This window comes from Rugamonas violacea (genome assembly GCF_016461825.1).
In the GTDB taxonomy this organism is placed as follows: domain Bacteria; phylum Pseudomonadota; class Gammaproteobacteria; order Burkholderiales; family Burkholderiaceae_D; genus Rugamonas.
This window is the reverse complement of record NZ_JAEMNU010000080.1, coordinates 43621-44820: the sequence shown is the minus strand read 5'-3', so window position 1 is coordinate 44820 and position 1200 is coordinate 43621. Positions and strand designations below refer to the sequence as shown.

Sequence of the window (1200 nt, the reverse complement as noted above, 5' to 3'; positions counted from 1 at the left end):
CAGCCGTCCTGGCGCCGCGCCGGGTTGGCGCCGGCGCCGCGCAGGCCCAGCCCGCCCTGGCCGGCGCCGCCGGCCGCCGGGGCGGCGTCGCGGCCCTCGCGCAGATGGACCGGCGCGCGCGGGTCGTCGGCGCGCGCGGCCGACGAGGGCAGCGTCGGCGTGTCGTCCAGCGCCAGCGCGGCCGAGCTGCACAACAATACAAGAACGCCGAGGCAAACCGGGCTACGCATGTGTCACCTTATCTCGCTATGAATGAATTGCATTTTGCATAATACCACAGGGATTAGCAAGCCAACAACGTTCGCGCGCCGATATTTCGCCCCGGCAAGACGAAATTGTCGCCGGCGGTGGTCGGGCGGCCGCCGTTTCGTGCCACAATTGCGCAGCCCGCCGGACCGTCGGCGGGCGGCAACGCGAGCATACTGGAAATCGATGAATACACTGATGAGCAGCTGGCAGCCGCGCCTGGTGGCGCTGGCCGGCGCCGCCGCCGGGGCCGACGGCGCCCACGACAGCAACCACCTGCACCGGGTCTGGCGCAACGCCACCCTGCTGCTCGACGAACACCCCGAGGCCGACGGCCTGACCGTGCTGGCCGCCTGCTACCTGCACGACCTGGTCAACCTGGCCAAGGACGATCCGCAGCGCCACCTGGCCAGCCGCCAATCGGCCCTGCTGGCCAGCCGCCAACTCGCCGCGCTCGGCTTCCCGGCCGACAAGCTGGCCGCCGTCGCCCACGCCATCGAATGCCACAGCTTCTCGGCCGCGCTGCGCGCCGAGACCGTCGAGGCGCGCATCGTGCAGGACGCCGACCGCCTCGACGCGCTCGGCGCCGTCGGCCTGGCGCGGCTGTTCTACACCGCCGGCCGGCTCGGCTCCGGCCTGGCCCACGCCGACGACCCGATGGCGCTGCAGCGCGAGCTCGACGACAAGGCCTACGCGCTCGACCACATCGACACCAAGCTGGCCACGCTGCCGGCCAAGATGCAGACGGCGGCCGGGCGGCGCCTGGCGCAGGCCCGCCTGCGCGAGCTGATCGCCTTCCGCGACAGCTTCATCGCCGAATGGGCGGCGCCGTGACGCGCCCCGCCCGGCGGCGCGGCCGGCCCGGCGCGGACGGCGCCGGCAAGAGCCACGGCGGAGGCCGCCGATGAGCCGCCAGCCCGACGCCAGCCCGGACAGCCCGGCCACCCCCCCCCC

Annotated in this window: 2 protein-coding genes; one reads left to right on the top strand and one right to left on the bottom strand. The window is 73.8% G+C overall.

The annotated features are described in order from the left end of the window. Positions 1 to 230: hypothetical protein (locus H7U20_RS15940; protein WP_199760139.1), on the bottom strand; the 230-nt coding region annotated here is incomplete at its 3' end. Positions 231 to 432: 202 nt separating this feature from the next. On the opposite strand from H7U20_RS15940, the gene H7U20_RS15935 reads away from it, so the two are divergent. After that, positions 433 to 1080: an HD domain-containing protein gene (locus H7U20_RS15935; protein WP_199760138.1), complete on the top strand. Its 648-nt coding sequence runs from the start codon at positions 433 to 435 to the stop codon at positions 1078 to 1080. Positions 1081 to 1200: the final 120 nt, after the last annotated feature.

Excerpts from the sequence above, each read along its gene's own strand:
- H7U20_RS15935 (WP_199760138.1), top strand. The coding sequence starts at position 433 with ATGAATACACTGATGAGCAGCTGGCAGCCGCGCCTGGTGGCGCTGGCC.